Source organism: Pseudoduganella sp. HUAS MS19 (assembly GCF_053615455.1).
In genome coordinates, this window is record NZ_CM132133.1 from 31,906 (window position 1) to 51,193 (window position 19,288).

Annotated in this window: 17 protein-coding genes; 7 read left to right on the plus strand and 10 right to left on the minus strand. The window is 56.9% G+C overall.

All coding sequences use genetic code 11. The features are described from left to right. The first annotated feature begins 228 nt into the window (after positions 1-228). The 5 genes from ACWBU6_RS00140 (at position 229) to ACWBU6_RS00160 (ending at position 5,274) form a co-directional block, all read left to right on the plus strand. Positions 229-1,395, plus strand: coding sequence for a TonB C-terminal domain-containing protein (locus ACWBU6_RS00140; RefSeq protein ID WP_452646878.1), 1,167 nt, complete (start codon positions 229-231; stop codon positions 1,393-1,395). A 110-nt stretch (positions 1,396-1,505) separates the two neighbouring features. Next, positions 1,506-2,156: a TetR/AcrR family transcriptional regulator gene (locus ACWBU6_RS00145; RefSeq protein WP_452646879.1), complete on the plus strand. Its 651-nt coding sequence runs from the start codon at positions 1,506-1,508 to the stop codon at positions 2,154-2,156. Positions 2,157-2,267: 111 nt separating this feature from the next. After that, a complete protein-coding gene (locus tag ACWBU6_RS00150; RefSeq protein ID WP_452646880.1) occupies positions 2,268-2,624 on the plus strand; it encodes a c-type cytochrome in 357 nt (118 codons plus the stop codon). Continuing rightward, entirely contained in the window at positions 2,621-3,988 is a 1,368-nt protein-coding gene (locus ACWBU6_RS00155) for a D-arabinono-1,4-lactone oxidase (RefSeq protein WP_452646881.1), read from the plus strand. Before ACWBU6_RS00150 ends, ACWBU6_RS00155 begins: the two co-directional genes overlap by 4 nt. Continuing rightward, on the plus strand, positions 3,985-5,274 hold the full coding sequence (locus ACWBU6_RS00160; protein ID WP_452646882.1) for an alanine racemase: 1,290 nt from the start codon (positions 3,985-3,987) through the stop codon (positions 5,272-5,274). Before ACWBU6_RS00155 ends, ACWBU6_RS00160 begins: the two co-directional genes overlap by 4 nt. 32 nt (positions 5,275-5,306) lie before the next feature. Here the strand turns inward: ACWBU6_RS00160 and ACWBU6_RS00165 are convergent, their stop codons facing one another. From ACWBU6_RS00165 to ACWBU6_RS00200, 8 genes are read right to left on the minus strand one after another with little or no spacing between them, the layout of a single operon-like run. After that, positions 5,307-6,059, minus strand: a complete 753-nt coding sequence (locus ACWBU6_RS00165) for a hypothetical protein (RefSeq protein WP_452646883.1) — start codon at positions 6,057-6,059, stop codon at positions 5,307-5,309. Further along, a complete protein-coding gene (locus tag ACWBU6_RS00170) occupies positions 6,056-6,508 on the minus strand; it encodes a hypothetical protein (protein WP_452646884.1) in 453 nt (150 codons plus the stop codon). The genes ACWBU6_RS00165 and ACWBU6_RS00170 overlap by 4 nt, the downstream gene beginning before the upstream one ends. Next, positions 6,469-7,044: a hypothetical protein gene (locus tag ACWBU6_RS00175; protein ID WP_452646885.1), complete on the minus strand. Its 576-nt coding sequence runs from the start codon at positions 7,042-7,044 to the stop codon at positions 6,469-6,471. Before ACWBU6_RS00175 ends, ACWBU6_RS00170 begins: the two co-directional genes overlap by 40 nt. A gap of 24 nt (positions 7,045-7,068) precedes the next feature. Next, positions 7,069-7,326 carry a PAAR domain-containing protein gene (locus tag ACWBU6_RS00180; protein ID WP_452646886.1) on the minus strand — a complete coding sequence of 86 codons (258 nt, stop codon included), beginning with the start codon at positions 7,324-7,326 and terminating at the stop codon, positions 7,069-7,071. Positions 7,327-7,339: 13 nt separating this feature from the next. Beyond that, the gene (locus ACWBU6_RS00185; RefSeq protein WP_452646887.1) at positions 7,340-9,046 is read right to left on the minus strand and encodes a T6SS phospholipase effector Tle1-like catalytic domain-containing protein; all 1,707 of its coding nucleotides are present in this window, start codon (positions 9,044-9,046) and stop codon (positions 7,340-7,342) included. After that, positions 9,043-9,651 carry a DUF3304 domain-containing protein gene (locus ACWBU6_RS00190; RefSeq protein ID WP_452646888.1) on the minus strand — a complete coding sequence of 203 codons (609 nt, stop codon included), beginning with the start codon at positions 9,649-9,651 and terminating at the stop codon, positions 9,043-9,045. The genes ACWBU6_RS00185 and ACWBU6_RS00190 overlap by 4 nt, the downstream gene beginning before the upstream one ends. After that, complete coding sequence (locus tag ACWBU6_RS00195; protein WP_452646889.1) at positions 9,648-10,466, minus strand: DUF4123 domain-containing protein; 819 nt, start codon at positions 10,464-10,466, stop codon at positions 9,648-9,650. Before ACWBU6_RS00195 ends, ACWBU6_RS00190 begins: the two co-directional genes overlap by 4 nt. Then, positions 10,463-13,066 (minus strand): type VI secretion system Vgr family protein, encoded by a 2,604-nt coding sequence (locus tag ACWBU6_RS00200; protein ID WP_452646890.1) that lies wholly within the window; start codon positions 13,064-13,066, stop codon positions 10,463-10,465. Before ACWBU6_RS00200 ends, ACWBU6_RS00195 begins: the two co-directional genes overlap by 4 nt. A gap of 706 nt (positions 13,067-13,772) precedes the next feature. Here ACWBU6_RS00200 and ACWBU6_RS00205 point away from each other — a divergent pair. After that, the gene (locus ACWBU6_RS00205) at positions 13,773-15,782 is read left to right on the plus strand and encodes a neutral/alkaline ceramidase (RefSeq protein WP_452646891.1); all 2,010 of its coding nucleotides are present in this window, start codon (positions 13,773-13,775) and stop codon (positions 15,780-15,782) included. Positions 15,783-15,820: 38 nt separating this feature from the next. Here the strand turns inward: ACWBU6_RS00205 and ACWBU6_RS00210 are convergent, their stop codons facing one another. Beyond that, complete coding sequence (locus ACWBU6_RS00210; RefSeq protein WP_452646892.1) at positions 15,821-16,147, minus strand: hypothetical protein; 327 nt, start codon at positions 16,145-16,147, stop codon at positions 15,821-15,823. A gap of 159 nt (positions 16,148-16,306) precedes the next feature. Between ACWBU6_RS00210 and ACWBU6_RS00215 the strand changes: the two genes are divergently transcribed. Next, a complete protein-coding gene (locus ACWBU6_RS00215) occupies positions 16,307-17,563 on the plus strand; it encodes an IS256 family transposase (protein WP_452645046.1) in 1,257 nt (418 codons plus the stop codon). Positions 17,564-17,660: 97 nt separating this feature from the next. Here the strand turns inward: ACWBU6_RS00215 and ltrA are convergent, their stop codons facing one another. Then, a complete protein-coding gene (gene ltrA / locus ACWBU6_RS00220; RefSeq protein ID WP_452646893.1) occupies positions 17,661-19,055 on the minus strand; it encodes a group II intron reverse transcriptase/maturase in 1,395 nt (464 codons plus the stop codon). Positions 19,056-19,288 lie beyond the last annotated feature (233 nt).

Genomic DNA, 19,288 nt, shown 5'->3' on the forward strand with positions numbered 1-19,288 from the left:
CTCGCGCCCATCGAAAGGCCCGCTGTGGCGCTTCCCGAAGCGTCAATGACTTCCCCTCTTCCAGCCATTGGAAATAGCGAAACACCCGCCGTATTGATCCCGCCGCCACCGCCTGCACCCGCGCCAATCCCAACTCCTCCTGCAGTCGTACAGGCAGAGAAACGGGCCGACGTAACACTACCAATTGCGCCGGCCACTGCACCTGTGGAAGCTCCCGCAAACTCCACGGTGCGTAACATTCCAATTCAGGAACGGGAAGCGCAAGTCCCCGACAACGCTAACGACATAGCGCAAAAACAGCTTGAAGCAGATGCACGCGAACGAGCGCTGGAAGTGACCAGGCTTGAACAGGAAAAGCAGGCAGCAGAACGACTGCGCCAGGCCGAACTGATGGCCGACGCCCAACGCGAAGCAGCACGCAAGGAACAGCAAAGGCAAGAAGCCGCCCGCCTTGAACACGAGCGCTCTGAGGCCGCACGTCAGGAAGCGCTCCGACAAGAACAGCAAAGGCAAGCGCAACTCGAAGCGGCACGCCAGGAACAACTTCGCCAGGAAGTTGCTCGCGCTGAGCAAGCGGCCAGGAACGAAGCTTCGCGACAAGAGGCGGAACGGCAGGCATTGGCTCGGCAAGAGGAGCTTCGGCGCGAACAGGCGAAGTTGGAAGAGCTGGCCCGCCAGGAGGCTGCCCGGCAAGCACAGGAGCGTGCCGAGCTCGCACGAGTCGAAGCCGCTCGTAAAGCGGAGGCCCAGCGACAGGAGCAGATTAAGCAAGCGCAGCTAGAGGCAGCACGCCAGGCGCAGCAACAAGAGACCGCACGGCAGGATGAAATCAAACAAGCGGCAGCCCGACAAGAAGCGGCTAAGCAAGAAGCCGCGCGCCTCGAGCAGGCTAAACGAGAGCAGGCGCAGCTTGAAAAAGCGAAGCAGGAGGCTGAACGCGAAGAGCGCCTGCGCGCGATTGGCCGGCAACTCAACGAAGAAGCCGCACAGCGCGATGCTGCGCAGAAGAATCCAGCCAAGTCACTGTTACCTACGGTCAGCGGCCTGCGCCGCGGCTGGCTATTTGGTCGTGCCGATCCGAATGGCGCTTTGGTCGAATATGCAGAAGCGATGAGCAAGAAGTTCGAGCTGAACATGGCATTCGAACTGGTGCGGGAGGTAGTGAAGCAGCGTCACGTGCCGCCGATGGTGACCGTGGCGATCCGCGCTGACGGCACTGTAGAAAAAGTAACTTTCGTGGTTTCCAGCGGCGTTCCTGCAATTGACGACGCGATCCGGAAAGTAATAGCCAGCCACGCTCCTTACGGCGCGTTCCCACCGGCCCTTGCTCGCCAATACGACGTGATCGAGATTCGCCGAACGTGGGTATTCGACACGGCAATTCGGCTGCAGTAAAGCTTGAGACCGACTGCAAATGCCAGCTACCAAACAGCTTCAGTCCCGTTGATCTATTCGACCACTGCGTGCTAGTCTCGGCCGTGCAAGGTTGCATAGAACTGAATTCCATGAACAAACCAAACACTGTAGAACTGCGAAAGCTGCGGGAATCCGAGCAGCGCCGAAAAGATATCATCAAAGCTGTGCGGTCACTGATCAAGGTTGGTGGCACGCGCGAGATCACTTTGCGCAAGGTCGCAGAGAAGGCCGGCTTTTCGACTACCGTCGTCTACAACCTGTTCCAAAACAAAGCCACACTGATCACCCAGGCAATGGACAGCGATTTGATCGAGCTGGTCAAAGCTATGCGCAACGCCTTGGATGAGAATCTGCCGCTACTGGAGAACATCCGCAAGGTAGGCCGAGCGTATGTGGTCTTTGGCATGCGCCATCCAGACCAATATGCTCTGGTCTTCATGGAGCGTCGGCCTCACGCGCCAGTGGAAAGCTCGCGCGTTGAACACGGCAATTTAGCGCAGGATCCATATGCCTTCGCATGCCAGCTCTTCATCGACCTGGCGCGAGAGGGCCAGATTGCGGCAGATAAGGCCGAGGCTGTTGCCCAGATCTTCTGGGAAGGCCTTCACGGCATGGTGTCGCTGCGCCTGGTGTTCGGCGAGAACGAACCTTGGTTCGCGCATGACGAATTCAATCGCCACCTGGATGCGTTGATCGACGTACTCCTGAGCGGCATCCTGCACCGCTTCAAGCCTGCCTGACCATGTAGCTTTTTGAGCAATGCTTTTGCCTCGCCTGCCGAAAAACGTTGTTTTTTTCCAAGTTCATCGTTATTCTCATTCGACGTTGGTCCACTTGAAGAAGGGGAGTCGATGCGAGCGTTGCTGGGTATGGTAATGGTACTGGCGAGCCTGAGCGCCTGCTCTGCTGCCAAACAGGAGCCGGCTGCGGCCGACCTGCAATGGGCTGAGACTTCCCGGCCAGTCGATGCGCGGCTGGCGGAGCGCTATGAGCGTTCATGCATGGTGTGCCATGCACGGAACGGAAGCGGAGCACCGCTGACTGGTTTTGCGCCGCACTGGAATCCGCGCCTGGCGCAGGGCATCGACCAACTGGTCCGCCACGCGAGCGATGGCTTCAACGCCATGCCGGCCATGGGCCAGTGCAATGACTGCAGCACAGACGACCTTCGCGCGCTGACGCTCTTCATGATGAGGAGCGGGTCATGAAACAGCGTCGCCTCTTCCTGAAAGCCGGTGCCACGGCTATGGCAGCGGGCCTGCTTGTGGGCCGTGCCCAGGCGGCGCCGGCGCTACCGCGTCCCTTCCGCTGGAAGAACTGGTCAGAAGTGCAGCATTGCCAGGCGCAGTCGCTGGCCACGCCAGCCGACGAGCAGGCGCTGGCCGACCTGCTTCGCAAAGCCGGCGGCACGGTACGCTGTGTTGGTGCGGGCCATTCCTTCACTCCCCTGGTACCAACCAGCGACACGATCGTTTCGCTGGAACGCTTGTCCGGCGTACTGTCGCATGACAAGGCCGCCATGACGGCAACACTGCGCGCCGGCACGCGCCTGGCCGCGATTTCACGCCAGCTGGATGGCGTTGGCCTGGCCTTACGAAACCTGCCGGATATCGACCTGCAGTCGCTGGCGGGCGCCATCAGTACGGGCACGCATGGCACTGGCATGAACCTGCAGGCCATGCACGCGGATGTGACGGCGCTGCGCCTGGTCACGCCGCAGGGCGAGGTGGTGGAGTGGGACCAGGAGCGCCATCCGGAGCAGTTGGCGGCAGCGCGCGTTTCCCTTGGCAGCCTGGGCGTGATTACGCAGGCGACCGTGCGAGTGGTACCGTCCTTCAGCCTGCACCGCAAGGTGTGGTTGCGCCCACTGGGGCAGATGCTGGAACAGGCGGGCGAACTGGCGCGCAAGCACCGGCATTTCGAATTCTACTACCTGCCATTCACCGGGTATGCGGCGGGCATTGCGCACGACGAGTACCAGGGCAGCGATGTGCTGGTGCCTCATTCACAGGATGAGGAGATGCTGAGCGACTTGCGCAAGCTGCGCGACTGGCTGGGCAAGTTCCCAGACCTGCGGCGATGGGCGGCAGGCAAATTGATCGATGAAGATCTGACCGAGGAGGCGAAGAACCGTTCGTGGAAGCTGCTTTCCACGGTGCGGCCAACGCGCTTCAACGAGACGGAATACCACGTGCCGCGCGAGACGGGTATCGCCTGCGTGAAGGAGATCATCGCTGCGCTGGAGAAGCGCAACGAAGTGTACTTCCCTATGGAATTTCGCTTTGTTAAGGGAGACGGTGCCTGGCTCAGTCCTTTCTACATGCGCGATAGCTGTTCCATTGCCGTGCATGCGGCGCATGGGGAGGCCTACGATTACCTGGTATCCGAGCTGGGACCAATCTTCCGCAAGCATGGAGGCCGTCCGCATTGGGGCAAGCTGCATAACCTGACGGCGAAGGAACTGGCAGCGCTTTATCCGCGCTGGAAAGACTTCCTGGCGTTGCGGCATCAAATGGACCCGCAGGGTCGCATGCTGAACCCGCACCTGCGCTCCCTATTCGGGGTGGCATGATGGTGGCGCTGAAACGACGTGCCGTGATCACTGCCATTGGCGCCGGGCTGGTTGGCGTTGCCGCGCTTGCGGTTCGTCCGCGCGACAAGGGGGCGCCGCATGCGGAGTATTTTGCGCGGGTCTCGAAAGCCTTGCGTGCGGCAGGCATAGCCACGCCCACCATGGTGATAGACCGCGACCGCCTGCTGGCCAATGCGCGCCAGGTGATGCGCAATGTGGATGGCCGCTTGCCTTTGCGGCTGGTGGCCAAGTCCCTGCCCTGCCTGCCCTTGCTGGATTTGCTGATGCAGACCATGCAAACACGCCGGTTGATGGTGTTCAACCTACCCTACCTTCAGCAACTTGCGGCGCAGCGCGGCGATGTGGACCTGTTGCTGGGCAAGCCTTTGCCCGCCGCTGCGGCGGCCGAGTTCTATCGCAGTTTCCAGGGCGGACAGTTCCAGCCGGCGAATCAGTTGCAATGGCTGGTCGACACGCCGGAGCGCCTGGCCCAGTATCGCGAGCTGGCGCGGGCGCAGCAACTGGATATGCGCGTGAACCTCGAAATTGATGTGGGCCTGCACCGTGGCGGAGTCGATAGCGCACATGCGCTCCAGCAAATGCTGGCGATCCTCAAGGATGAGCCACGCTTGCAATGGAGCGGGATGATGGGCTACGACGCACACGTGCCCAAGCTGCCGCTGGCGAGCCTGCGCGAAAAAGCGCTGGCGGATGCCAAGGCTATCTACCGCGACTACGCCGGGATCGCTACGCAAGCTTTGCGCCCGACCGGCGGCCTGGAAGGTCTGGTATTCAATGCGGGCGGCTCGCCTACTTATCGCATGCATGACGGAAGCGGTGTGGCGAATGAGATCGCGCTGGGGTCGGCGCTAGTCAAGCCGACTGATTTTGATACGGATTTGCTGAATGACCTGGCGCCTGCGGCTTTCATCGCTACGCCGGTGCTGAAGGCCGGACGCCATTTCCAGATGCCGCGCGGAGTAGAGTTGCTGGGCAACGCGGCGCGGGCTTGGGATGTGAACCAGGAGCGCGTCTACTTCGTCTATGGTGGCAATTGGATGGCCGATCCGGTTTCCCCAGCAGGCCTGGCGGCTAGCTGGCTGTATGGGAATTCGTCCAACCAGCAGGCTTTCCTGGGGTCTGGCGCGCAGCAGTTGCAGGTGGACGATTTTGTGTTCTTGCGGCCGCGCCAAAGCGAATCGGTGCTGCAGCAGTTTGGCGATATCGTTGTGATGCAGGGCGGGAACGTTGCGGAGCGCTGGCCCGTGATGCAAGCAATGCCATGAATAATTGCGGCCATTTTTATGCGATTTTCATTTCACGAGTGCTGCTCCTCAACTGAATCTTTGAACCGCACTTTCAAGTTATGCTGACGTTCAAACTTCCAAGTGAGGTAAATCCAGAGATAGAAGCCGCCGATAAATTGTGAGAACCCATGCACTGCGATAGGCATGACTGACAGCGACACCAGAAGAATCAACGTCGCATCTTCGACTTGCCCTGCAAGCCCTGCTTGGAAAAAATAGACTCCAGTGGCCAGGCTTGGCACGATCGATAGCAATGCACCATCAAACCTACTACCATCTGCGTTTTCGGCTAGCAACACCCCGCGATTAACAAACACTCCAAAATGCGAGACTTCAAACTCGCGCTCAACGAATTTTGCAGCCCTCAGCGCTCGGCGAAAACGCAGAAAATTCGTCGTTGCTGTCGCGGTGATTAGCAGACTCACAAATGCGAAGAAGGTAGCAGTGATCAGATCCGGCCGGGCTATAAGGAAGAAGAGGCCGGAACTTAGCGTTACCATAAGAAGTGACGGAATCGCACCAAATAGGCCAAAGACAAAGGCACACGTAATGACCCTGTTGCACCCGCCCGTAATGTGACCAATCGCTCCTAACATTACAGGGGCCAATAACCACACAGTAATGAACATCAGGGCATCGAAATTGTTGAGTCTTTCATATGCGTTTATTATCGTCAAGTCAATGCCGACGACGGCCCATGCCGCGAACCACAGTATGGCGCACCGATACCAGATGTTACTTATACCTGGATGTGGAATGATCATGAAGAGCCAAACTCGAATGTAGTTGTGCTCTCATGATAGAGCTCAAAGTTTTCATAGTCCTTTGGCATTCCCTTTTTCAAATCGCGGGTGGTAGAACGAATTGCTTCACTGAGACTCTTTGTAAGGCCAACTTTTCCTTCAGCATAATCAACAGCTAGTCCCACAGCGATCGATAAAGCTACGACGCCAATGACGATGACTACGCCTCCAGTGACGACACCAGCTAGGGCAAATGCCCCAACCAAAGCACTTGAAATTGCTGCAGATACCGCGACCTTCAAAAGATCAACTCCAATCTTTGCCAGCAAATCAGCTACATCGCGCTTGGGCTTTCCAGTTTTCGGATCAATATCCGAGTAGCCCTTCAACCATTCCACAATCGCAATTGACGTGTTGACCCCCACCGCAATTAGGCCAGCTTTCGAAAATGCACCCTTCGTTGCCTGCATGCGCCGGCATATTGCCTGGTTACAGGCCCGGCGGTAAGCTTCGAAGGATCACCGTAATGACTATGCTCCTGAATATATATATCGCTTCCGACAACCAGCACCGATTGAATTGAATAGAAACCTCCCGTCAGCGATTCAACCCCATAGATGATCTTGTGGCGATCCCCAAACCCCGGCACAATTGTGCCGACTTTGGAACCAGGGCTTGATGCAGGACCAAGTGGGAATTTTGACTTCTTTAACAGTCCCTCTTTCGCAATTTCCTCGACCATCGCTGCAAATTGGCTTCCCACATCAGGAAGGCGTTCGATGTGGTAAGGCGTGCTGGCCGGCCCATACACCACTGTCGAATTCTTCGGTACCTCGAAAACATATCGCCCCACACAAACCGTCTCCGTGCTTTGAAATAGCCTGTTGATCTTGGTCGCTGATTGCTGCGCCACTTTCTCTTCTTTAAAGTCCATGGCCAGTGGCGATGCGATGAACGACATCAGAGCAATGCTTTGAGCGATGCCTAAGAAGTATTTTTCGCCCATATAGATTTCGAATGCATCCCGGTGTCAGATTGAGGATATCAACGTCGCGCCACACTCCGTCTTATCTCCATCGTAGGCGACACCTCTTCCATTATGTTTCCGCTCAGAGTCGCTTGTCTGAACAAGAAACATTCCTCTGCACCTTGGACAGACCGTCATGTGACCATTGCAGACGAGGGGTTTGCCGAGCACCTTGAAGCTCGGTTCTGCAATGATGACTTTTCCGCCATGTGACGTAGTGTCGCCTAGCCGAATAACTCCTTTGCCTTTTGAGTTCTTCATCGCGGTCTGTCCATTAAGTCATGTTCTGGGTTTCGAGGCTGTCATCGTGCAAATCGGCGTTAACCGGCTTATCCGATCCTTGGAAGCCCTTCCTGTAACGCCAATATCCGGTCGGCTCTTTCAGGTCTGCGCAAAAGCCGGCATACGAATCGTGGATAAACTCGTCAAAAAAGGCGATAAGACCGGCGTCTGGCATTCCGAAAGCGATTGCCTGCCTTAACACCTCGCCAGCTTCGCTTTCGAGATTGTCTCCGATCACGACAGGGGTAGCGAATTCAATGCCTGATTGGCCAGAGCGATAGATCAAGTCTTTAACCATTCGAGCAGGTTCACCACTTCTCACGTTCTTCAGCAAGCGATCGCTGTCATCAATCAACTTTTGATTGGACAAGACCAGTAGCTGCTGGTCCTTCTTAGCCCTTCTGACATGACCAATCTCACCATATCGTTTTCGAATCTGCCATCTCCACGCCAAGTAGACCTTTGTCCAATCAGCGAGAGTTTGGCTTTTCGAGCCATTCAGCTTTAGGAAAGAATTGAAGGCTGCTTTGAGCTTTTCCGAAACAGCAAGGGGATCGTAATGTGAGCGTGTGCTCGTTGCAGCTTCCCTGCTTAGTGGGACGCCTGCCGCAACTGCGTATTCAAGCAAGTGATTCAGCGGAATTTGCGACAGCTTCATCGAATCACCTAGCGGCCCCGGAACATCCGCAGCAATGCCTAGATCGCCAGGGGAGTATCCGCCGCCAACATCGCTATGAGAGCCAGGATAGGCAAACTCATGAAAATTCGGGGAGCTCGCCCCACCATTCATGATCGAATCAACTGGAAAGTTCTTTCGGACTTCGTGCATCGCGACAAAATGCACACAGTTGAGCGCTTGCATCGGAACCCGCAGTGATTCGGGGCGGGCCCAGCCACTATGTCCACCTGTAGATGTATTTAAAGCACTGCCAATCATTTCGATCACTCCGGCAGAGGCCACCGTATCGAGCAGGCCCATGAAACGGATCGTTAAGGGAATGCCCGCATATTTCCCGTCAACGAGCGTTTCGCAAAGCCATGTCGCGTACGCCCTTGCTTCCGCAGCCCCCCTAGAGAAACCAAAAATGTCGACCACCAGACCCTTCACGCGAACGGGCGACTTCCGCGATTTCCTCTCAAGCTCAGCAGTCTCTCGTCGGAAATATGCCTGGCGGCGTCGGCCGAGGTCATCACCAAGCTCTTGCAGCCCGCACGCTAAACCCATTTCCAAAAGGACGCGCTCTTTTGCTCTCGAAGTTACGATGTTGTGTTGACAGAGCACGTTCAGCTGTTCTTTGGTGAAGGCGGGCCTACCTGGCTCGACGAAGTGACGCACGAACTCAAGAGTCTTCAGCAGCGCGAACAGAACCCTTGCTTCGCAACCGATCCCAAATGCGGTTCCGCGCCATCCTTCCGCTTCCGCGCCAATTGCACTGAACGATGTGCCGACTCCGGGAATGTACACACTCGATAGTCCTTGACTCTCGCGAATCGGGTAACACTTCCATAGTCGAGCAATGTTGGAATCTCCGAATGCTTTTTTGTCACGATCATAGTTGTTATCTGTCCCGTCGAAAAACAGCCCGAACTGAAGTACGATTTCGCAGTCCTTAGACTTGGTTCCTGCCACTTTGACCGGAACCATTTTCGCCACTAATGGCTCCGGGCCTGCCGGAACGAACAGAGTAGTCTCGATCATCGCCACCAACTCCTTCTACGCTCTCGCTCGCGCTCACGCGCCTCCAGAATTTCAGCCTCCTCACTTGCGGTGTAAAGCTCGCTGACCTTTTGCCCCACCACCGCCCCTTCTTCCGCCTTCTTTATGCTTTCGTCCAAGTTCTTCTTGTCCCTGAAATCACGCAGGCCTGGTACAACTCTTACCTTTCCACCATTGAAAAAATGAACAAACACATCGTCGGCTTCCGTATATCGTTCAACATGAACTTTCGCTCGGTACATCCCTACTAGTTTTATCTTCTTGTGATCGAAGTGCTCTTTGTCATCGATTGGCGTTTCGGTCCAATCACTGACGACCCAGCGGACATCTACTACGATTCCTGGCCGCCATAGTTTGGGGATCCAGATACAGCACATTCCCATCCCTGCATCTCCATCAAAGCCAGAGTTACCATAGTCATGGGTATCGATCTGAACCTCCTCGACACGATGATTCGGCGGATAATAGTGCACCGATGCAACCGAGACCCAGATCTGTTCCTCATCCCGCGTTCCAAAATAGATTGCAACTCCGACCAGAAGGAGGAGTGCCAGGACTTTCCATCGATGCATGTAGATGATCCTCATATTGGCCCGCACTGTAATCGGGCCACGGCATTCTCAATATTTCGTTCCACAAGCGTAGGGTCGTCGCGTCCAAGAAGGCCGCCCAAATCAGACAGCTGCAGCAGCTTTCCCTTGGTATCAAACACACCTAGCGCAAGGGTCAGGAGTATCGAGGAATCTGTCGTCCCTGAATCCTTCCATACTTTCAACGTCCGTTCGGCGAGTTGAATCTCCAGTTGTGGCGTCTCGGCCCATTGATGTCCAAACCGCATTGCCCGCAAATTGGACATAAGCTGGTAGGGCTCATGCGCCAAATCCAACGCAGCTAATTGCAACTTCGTGAAATTCAATGGAGGGACAACAGGTTCGAAATCGCCTGGAGCAGGTAGTACGGAAAGCTTTCCTTCCCGCGAATGAATTCTCCAGGCGAGAATCGGATCGTGTAATGCGGCCCATTGGCTCGGGGTCATTGCATCATGGAGCCAAGGAAGGACTATGCAGTCCGCGACCCGCAAAGTAAGCTCTTCCCCGCTATCCGTGGTAATGAAACCGAATTGGCGCAAGTGATCCGCAAGTTCGTGGACCGAGAGAGTCGTATCGATAAATGAAACATGAATACGCGGGTGCATAAAATTGACCAGTTCCATGACCGAATCAATCCTATTCGCCCTATATGCCGCATCGATATCCACAATGAAAGGGCTCACTCTCCATGCGGGACGATCGTAAAGCGAAACTAGCCAGCGAGGTCGCCGTTTCCCCTTCATCCAAAGCATATTTTCAGCATCCGCCATCAGGGCGGCGTCCATGAGCGCATATGTCGAGTAATCGTTCATTTTGAAGGTGCGTATGGGCCATGAGATTGAGCGGCGTTTGCAAGGCACGGCACACAGACTTTGTGAACCTGCTTGTCTCCGGGGAACTGAATGGATCGATCTTGACCTCGAAAGGTCTGGTGGTCGCCGGCATACATGTGATGACTTCCGTTCGTATATCCCTTGATCCCGCCCGAGCTCAATTCAATTTCCGATCCGCCACCGTTGATACGTACGCCCTTCTTTGCGCTAATCGTGATCCAGTCCGACGTGCTGATGATCTCAACGACCTTTTTCGCAAGGATCTCAAGTTGATCGGCCTGCGCATGGATCGAAACTTTGCCACTTGCAGCTAGGGCCTTAATCTCACCTTCATTTGAGAAGAGGCTGACATCCTGGACAGCACGAATTGACGCGCTTTCACCACCAGAAAGCCTGATCGTTGCTGCCGAGACCATGTCGATATCTTTGGCGGCCCCAACCGCATATCCAGACTCGCTCCCGCTGACGATTCCCGCTATGCCAGAGACTGCAATAATTGGGACAGGCTGCTGCGCTTCAAATTTGGTCAGATCCTCAAGTGCTTTTTCCAACTGAGCCACTGACGGCTGATCATTTGCAATCACTTTCGCACGCTCAGCCAGTTCTTTAGCGAGCTTTACGATTCTTTCGAACAGCGAGGTCATTCTGGGAACATCCAGTTGCCTCCCCTCAACAGGACTCGATTGCTCGGTCGTTACCAAGACCCCAGAGCCACCACGAACCGCAATGCTATGGTCACTTCGCAGTTCGGCTCCTTCACCTCGCTGATCTGCAGTTCCGCTTGAGCGGGGCGGTGTCAGGAATCCAAGGTTCAGCTGGGATGAACCATGATCGCTCGCAAGGCGAGCGCTGATCTCCGCGTTTGTGTCATCAAACAGAAGACTGTTAGAACGCGTTCCTTTGATTTCGCGACTCCTGATTCCCGCAATAAAGCGATTGCCTGGAAGGCCGCCTGCTGCACTCAGGGCGGGAGGCATCCCTATTTGATTAAACAACTGGGCAATCACAATTGGCTTATCCATATCGCCTTCAAGGAAAGCTATCAGTACCTCGCTTCCGACGCGGGGAAGGTGAAGACTGCCACATTGGTTGTGGATTCCCGCCCCATCACCAGCCCAATTGCTCGCCACCCGCACCCAAGCTGAGTCATAGTCTTTCTCCGCCGCTCCAGCACCTTGCGCGTGTTGATGGTCGTTTTTTCGCGTTGCTCGAAAGCGAACTTTCACACGGCCCATTTCATCACAGTGCACTTCTTCACCTTCTGGGCCAACGACAATTCCGCTTTGCATTGGGACATTGGGTATATCAGCTCGTGCGTCATATGCTGGCACGATGGGAATCCCGCGGCGAACGGCTGTAAAGCAAATCTTTACGCGCGTTTCCGGTAGCTCGCTGTCTGCGCCGGGCACCCATCGACTTCGAAAAAACAGGCGTTCTACCCGCGCAGCTACGTCCTTGGACAGATTGTTCGATACGGCTATTTGCAGTGCGCTGATGACGAACTCACGCTCGCTTTTTGCGTGTGCGTCGATTTCTGGGTGCCCCTCAAGCTCAAAGTACTCGCCAACGCAGAAATCACGCACACTACCTTCGCCGTGGAAGCACTTTGAATCGAGGTCGTGGCGATTCATGGCCAGCTGGCCAAGCTGGCACAGGTCTTCGTGATCGTCGCCCGCATGCGGCGAAAGAACCAGGTAGTCATCCAGAGTGGCGGACATTTCATTGCCGTTCGGTCCCTGGTCGGAGCGGCCATCGACTCTCGCGGTCATGAATTCCGAGTCCTGGGGATTCTTATAGTTCCAGCTAAACCGCGACACGCTTCCCGGCTGCAGGGTGCGCACTGCACACCACGAGGTAATAGTGTCGCGCTCTTCGGTGGCATCATCTCGGTGATAGCGAACGATGCCAGCGGCATTTGGTGGCAGCGTATCGGCGTTGTCGAACAAGACTATCGTATGCGATGGCCAGTCGGATTGGCCGGCGCGGAAGTACCAGGCGATACCGCGGCGCTTCAGCAGACGTCGGATGAAAGCGGCATCCGACTCGTTGTACTGCATGGTGAATTCGCGCTGGGGATAGGCATCGATCCGGAACGATTCATCCATCTCGTAGCGAAAGCAGGTGCCGATAATGGGGTTGGTCTGCAGCCATTCATCCAGGATCACCTGCACTATCTCCACTTCGTTCTTGTTGCGGAAAACACGGGTGTTGTTGCGCTTCTCCATGATGGAGAGCGCGTCGCGCAGGAGCAGTTGGTAGCTGGCCAGGCCGCCGTCGCTGTCACCCGCGCGCGCTTCGGTGACGATGCCGCACACGCTGCGCAAGTCGCCGCGATCGGTCACGATGTCGACTGCGACAGGAAGCGCGATCAACTCTTTCAACGGAATGAACGCGTCGAGAGAGACGCACAGGATGCGGTACTCGATGCTGCCGCAGATTGATTCGCTGCCCTGCACGCGCTGTGGTAAGAGAACATCTTCCAGCATTTGCGTCGGGTGGGCCAGGCGCAGGCGCAAAGGACGGCTTTCTGTAACCAGGTCCTTGTCTTGCCGGAAGAAGCTGAGTAGTGCGTTGTCCACTTGAGGCTCCTATCGTCTGGTTGACGCAGGTGCCTATGGTTGCACGCGTAAAATTTGTCGACGTTGATCTTGAGCAAACCGAATGCGAGGCTCTGCGCGCTACCCATTCACTTGGGGGATAACAGCCCTGAAGCATCTTCCGAAGACTCGATAAGCGTCATCGGTGTTCTCACCGGCCCGCTTTGAGTCCTCTTAATTGAGTCATGCAATGACGGCTTCAACTTTCGAGAAGCTGCAGAAAGGTTTGGCGCTTACCGACCTGCCGGGTAGCGTCGCTTTGGTCGCCTTGGGATATTACGTAGACGTGTTGTCGCACATTCGATAGGATTCGCAACTTCAACGGCATCTATTGGGGTAACAAGGACAACATGGCTACGCCAACCTTCATCGCGCACATTTCCATCAGCCGCAACTGCAATCGCTACTAATGGACCAAGCGACCTTCCCGCTGTCCGTGAATTGTGGACCGAGGAAGCCGGGCAATCCCACGTCGAAACCTTGTCGCTCTTACAGCCGCACGACGGAAACACCATTCAGCGCCGCGGCATCATCAACTCGCAGGCCTTCTTTCTCTTCTGACATTTCGAAGCCAATGGCTACTCGCTTGCTATTGTAGCGTTTTGATCAAACTCATTCGAGCCGAAAGAAAACACTGTTATTCTTCCAGTTCGTCGTTTTTCAAACAGCAGCGGCAAAGGGGACGGTCATGGCGAAATATTTTCGGTTCGCGCGCCTGGTTTCTCTGTTCGGCGCAAGCATGGTTTGTAGCACGGCATTTGCAGATCCTTACCTTGTCGGGCGCGGCATGTCCGACATTACGGGCGAGGCGGCAGAAGTGGGCATGATGGGGTACGCCTCGACCTCCCAGGTTACGGCCGGCATCCACATGCGGCAGCGCGCGCGGGCTTTCATTGTGGTGGACCAGGCGAGCGGCAAGCGCATGGTGTTCGTCAATAACGACCTGGGTATGGTGTTCCAGGGAATGCAACAGGCGGTACTGCGGCAGTTGCAGTCGCGGTATGGCAGCCTGTACTCGGCGGAGAATGTGATCCTTTCGGCGACGCATACGCATGGTGGACCGGGTGGTTTCTCTCATTACGCCTTGTACAACTTCACCACCTACGGTTTCAACTCGCGCACGTTCGATGCGATTGTCAGCGGTATTGTGGCGGCAATCGATAAGGCGCATCGCGACCTGAAGCCAGGCAGCATCGCGATCGGCAAGGGCGAGCTGGCGGATGCAAGCAATAACCGCTCGATGCCGGCCTACCTGCGCAACCCGCAAGCGGAGCGCGAGCGCTGGGGGCACAATATCGATCCGGAGATGACGGTGTTGCGCTTCAAGCAGGGCAGCAACGACGTGGGCGTGATCAGCTGGTTTGCTACGCATGGCGTTTCGATGACGCCGATGAACCGCTTGGTCACCCCGGACAACAAGGGCTATGCGGAGTGGCGCTGGGAGCATGATCTGAAGGGCGTGCGCTACAACTCCGACGCTGACTTTGTAGCGGCCTTTGCGCAGTCGAATGCGGGCGACATGACGCCGAACCTGAACCTCGATGGCACCGGGCCGGCAGCCAACGAGCTGGATAACACGCGCATCATCGGTGAGCGGCAATTGCAGAAGGCGCTGGCCATCTATAACGGTGCGCTGGAACCGCTGTCCGGGCCAGTGGATTACCGGCAGCGCTATATCGATTTTTCCCGTGTAACAGTGGAGGCACGCTTTGCGGATGGCGCAGCGCGCACCACCTGTCCCGCGGCGATCGGCAGCTCCTTTGCGGCGGGTACCGAAGATGGGCGCGGGCTGGATGGTTTTAATGAAGGGGATTTGAGCGGCAATCCGTTCTTCCAGGCGCTCGGCGGCATTATCGCGCCTGCGCCCCAGTGGGTGCGCGATTGCCAGGGTGTGAAGCCGGTGTTGCTGTCGACGGGCACGCAGACGCCCTTCCCCTGGTCGCCGGAAGTACTGCCGGTTTCCATCGTACGCATTGGGCAGTTAGCGATCATTGCGGCGCCGGCGGAGTTCACCATCATGTCCGGGCGGCGCGTGCGGGAAACCGTCAAGGCGGCCCTGGGAGACAGCGTCAAGCATGTGGTGTTTGCCGGGTACTCGAATGCCTATTCTGGTTATGTGACCACCCCGGAAGAGTATGACGCACAGCATTATGAAGGCGCTTCCACGCATTTCGGCAAGTGGACACTGGGGGCTTACCAGCAAAGCTTCCACGAACTGGCCACCGCGATGCGACAGGGGACTGCGGCTGGTGGCAGTGCACCGGCACGGGACCTGAGCGGCAACCAGATGTCCTTCCAGACCGGGGTGGTATTGGATAACACGCCGATCTTCAAGAGCTTTGGCGATGTGGAACGCCAGGCGAATGCCAGCTATTCGCGCGGGCAGCGGGTGGAGGTTTCGTTCTGGACGGGACATCCCAAGAACAACCTGCGGCTGAATGGCACCTTCCTGGAAGTGCAGCGCTGGGATGGTTCTGCGTGGCGCACCGTGGCGGTGGACGGGGACTGGAGCACCACTTATCGCTGGGAGCGGGTCGATCCGGTGTGGGGCACTTCGCGCGCAGTCATTGGGTGGAACATTCCTGCGGATGCGGCCACCGGGCAGTACCGCATTCGGCACTATGGTGATTACAAGAACGGCTGGAACGGCGCGGTTTATGGGCTGACCGGGACCAGCAGGACGTTCGTGGTGAACTGATATCCCAAAAGGGCTAGCCGCCGTTCAGTCTTCGGCGGCTAGGCTCGGGATTCTCTCCTCGCAAACAGCGGAACCAGGCATGCGAGGATGAAGAATGGGAGACAGGTCCAGGTGACGAGGAAGAAGTTGAGAATGAAGAAGTAGTAATTGCGGTCAGCCGCGGCAGCGAGCACGAACCAGGCCAGCAGCATGATCGCAAACTGGGCGAGGAAAGCGTAATTCACCAGCACGATCCACCTCATGGGCTGACGACGTTGAACTATCTGCGTCTGAAGCAATGTCGCAAAGATTCCCGCTGCCAGGGCGGTCAGCGGTGCTCTTCCGAGCTCCAGGATATGAAGGTAAGCCCAAGTGAATTCGGTCATGTCGCCAATCGCACTGAATCAATGATTGGTCGCAGCGAGGGGCACGACGCCATCAAGGCCGAATCGCGCCGGAGATCGAGTAGGGGGCGGAGTTACTCGAGCCTGTCAGAATTTTAGTGTGAATCTGGGGTCATGAAATAATACCGAAAGGGATTGTCCATGACCGACGTAATGACCACTAAAAAACCAAAAACCAAGAAGCAGTACCCGTTTCCTGTTGAACTGATTGACCAGTTGCTGGCCCAGGTCGAGAACAAGGATGCCGAATCGATTCTCGGGGAGTCAGGCTTGGCCGGCCAGCTCAAAAAGATGCTGGCCGAGCGCATGCTGACAGCCGAATTGACCCACCACCTCGCCACCGAAGGCGACGCCAAGAACCACCGTAACGGCAAGAGCCGCAAAACCGTTTTGGCACCGGGCGGCGAGCTGGAATTGGAGATCCCACGTGACCGTCTTTCCAGCTTTGAGCCAAAGCTCGTCGGCAAGCACCAGCGCCGCATGCCGGGCTTCGATGACCACGTCATCGGCATGTATGCTCGCGGCATGACCGTGCGCGAGATTCAGGCGCATTTGTTGGAACTGTACGGCACCGAAGTGTCGCCAGACCTGATTTCGACCATCACCGACGAGGTCATGGATGAAGTGGCGCAATGGCAGCAGCGGCCGCTGGAGACGATGTACCCGATCGTCTACTTCGATGCACTGCGGCTGAAGATCCGCGATGAAGGCACCGTCAAGAACAAGGCCGTATATTTGGCGCTGGGTATCCGCGCCGATGGCCGCAAGGAAGTGCTGGGACTATGGATCGAACAAACCGAAGGCGCCAAGTTCTGGCTGAAGGTCTTCAACGAGCTGCGCAACCGTGGATTGGAAGACATTCTGATTGCGGTCGTCGATGGCCTGCGCGGCTTCCCTGAAGCGATTGAGGCCGTGTATCCGCAGGCGCAAATCCAGACCTGCATCGTGCACCTGATTCGCAACTCGATGACGCTGGCGTCCTGGAAGGATCGCAAGGAGCTTGCAGCTGCGCTCAAGCCGATCTACCAGGCAGCGAACGCTGACGCCGCAGCGGCGGCGTTAGACGCCTTTGCAGACGGCCCGTGGGGGCAGCGCTTCCCGACCGTGCCGGCGATGTGGCGGCGCCAATGGGAGCAGGTGACTCCGTTCTTCTCGTACCCACCGGAAGTACGTTCGATTATCTACACCACGAATGCCATTGAGAGCCTGCACATGCGGTTGCGGAAGATCGTGAAGAACCGTGGCCACTTCCCGAGCGACGAGGCAGCGACCAAATTGCTGTACCTGGCCTTGCGCAATATCGAAAAAGATTGGAAGATGCCGCAACGGACCTGGAAGATGGCCGCCAACCAGTTTGCCATTCTGTTTGGTGAACGCTTCACCAACGCGATTAACTAACTACGAACCGCGACCCCGGCACACAAAATTCCTGACAGGTCCAGTTACTCCCGCCGCCCTCTCACACCACCGTACGTGCGGTTCCGCATACGGCGGTTCATTCAATAAACTGGAAGCGCTGCCGTGTAGCGAGCAGCGAAACCAACCCTAGTGCATCGAAGTGCTTCTTCGGGTAGGCGGCGTTCATATGGCTCGCGCCGGCGTTCCACCAGGGGCCACGTCCGTTGTTTGCCGACTTCCACGCACGCTTCGCGTCCAGCCCCTTCGCTTGCAGCTTTCTGATACGGGTCGCCGGACGCTTCCACTGCCTCCATAAAATGCAGCGCAGCCTGCGCCTTATCCACCCGTCCAGGTCCTCCAGCACGCCCTTTACCTCAGTCAGTCGGAAGTACGATATCCAGCCTCGCAGCACCGGGTTCAGCTCGTGGATCGTCGTAGCCAGGTTGCGAGATACGTTCCCGACCACGATTTCCCTCACCTTGTCTTTCAATCGCTTCAGGCTTGCCGCCGCGATTTTCAGACGCCCCTGTTTGTGCCATGTAAAGCTGTAGCCGAGGAACTTCCTTTCCCAAGGCCGTGCAACGGCGCTCTTGTCCTTGTTTACCTTGAGCTTGAGCTTATGCTCGAGGTAGCCAGTCATCGCATCCATCACACGCTGCCCTGCCAACTCGCTTCCGACATAGATATTGCAGTCGTCGGCATAGCGGCAGAACCGGTGGCCCCGGCGCTCCAGTTCACGGTCCAGATCGGTCAGCAGGATGTTCGACAGCAGCGGCGACAGTGGTCCGCCCTGCGGCGTCCCCTCAGTTCTCGCGCTGACGACACCGCCTTCCATCAGTCCCGCTTCGAGGTAGCGCCGGATCAGTTTCAGAACCCGTTCGTCCTTGACCTTGCGTGCAACGCGCGACATCAGGATGTCGTGGTTCACACGGTCGAAGAACTTCTCCAAGTCAACGTCGACCACCCAGCGGCGGCCCTCCCTGACATAGCTTTGCGCTTGCATTACTGCTTGCCACGCATTACGGCCAGGACGAAAGCCATAGCTGTGTTCGGAGAATCCAGGTTCAAACTGCGGCTGCAGAACTTGCAGCAGCGCCTGCTGAATCAAGCGGTCCATTACCGTGGGGATGCCCAGCAGTCGTACCCCGCCGTTTGGCTTCGGTATTTCTACTTTGCGAACCGCCATCGGCATGTACTCGCCCTTGAGCAGCGCTGTCCTGACAGCTGGCCAGTGCTGTCGCAGCCATGCCTTGAAGTCGGCAAGCACGAGTCCATCGACTCCCGCCGCTCCCTTGTTTCGCATGACCCGCTCATACGCTCGCCAGAGGTTGTTACGTTCGACCACGGCGTCCATCTGCCGCAGTCCTTCCGCTTTCGTTCGCCTATTCGCCGCCGTGCATTCCTCGACTCCAGGGACGGCCCCCAGCGACATCCGGCCGCTTTCCCCCGTCACTGGCGCAGTTGCCTGCCTTGCTGTTTCATCGGTTCGCATCGAGGTCGAATGTCCTACTCGCGTTGTTGAATGTTCAGGCCTTCGGCCAAGCTCTGCGGACTCCTCGTCCTTGTCTCGACCTACTATGCCCTCGGCTGACTTCTGCACATGCATCCCGTCACCTCACGATGCCGGTAGCACAGTGGCACATGTGCAGATCTCCCCGGGTATTGCGCACCTACCTTCACGCTTATGCCTGTCGGATCTACGTCGCCGCCTTCCGTACAAGTTTT